The organism is Sulfitobacter sp. HI0027, assembly GCF_001634775.1.
Taxonomy (GTDB): domain Bacteria; phylum Pseudomonadota; class Alphaproteobacteria; order Rhodobacterales; family Rhodobacteraceae; genus Sulfitobacter.
Genome location: NZ_LWER01000336.1, coordinates 1 through 311, shown reverse-complemented (window position 1 = coordinate 311; position 311 = coordinate 1). Strand labels below are relative to the sequence as shown.

Sequence of the window (311 nt, the reverse complement as noted above, 5' to 3'; positions counted from 1 at the left end):
CTCCTCCTCGCCTTGGATGCCGTGGTCCGGCATGGATCGGTGACAGCAGCGGCAAAAGAGCTGAACCTAACGCAGAGCACAGTAAGCAGATTGATCTTGACGCTAGAACAGCAGCTCGGCCGAGAGCTGTTTGTTAGAGAGAAAAGACGGATGACCCCCAATGCTGCAGCGCTTAATTACCAGCGTGAGGTCTCTCGAGCGTTAGATATGATACATCGTTCAAGTATGTCCGTAGTTGCGAACCCTAATGGCGGGACCCTGTCACTTGCCGTCCCCCCGACGTTTGCGTCGCGCTGGCTCGGTCCCCGGCT

Annotated in this window: 1 protein-coding gene; it reads left to right on the top strand. The window is 56.6% G+C overall.

Going from position 1 to position 311, the window contains the following annotated elements:
- Positions 1 to 12: 12 nt before the first annotated feature.
- Positions 13 to 311, top strand: a 299-nt coding sequence (locus tag A3722_RS23545; RefSeq protein WP_269084703.1) for a LysR family transcriptional regulator, incomplete at its 3' end; no start/stop codon positions are given.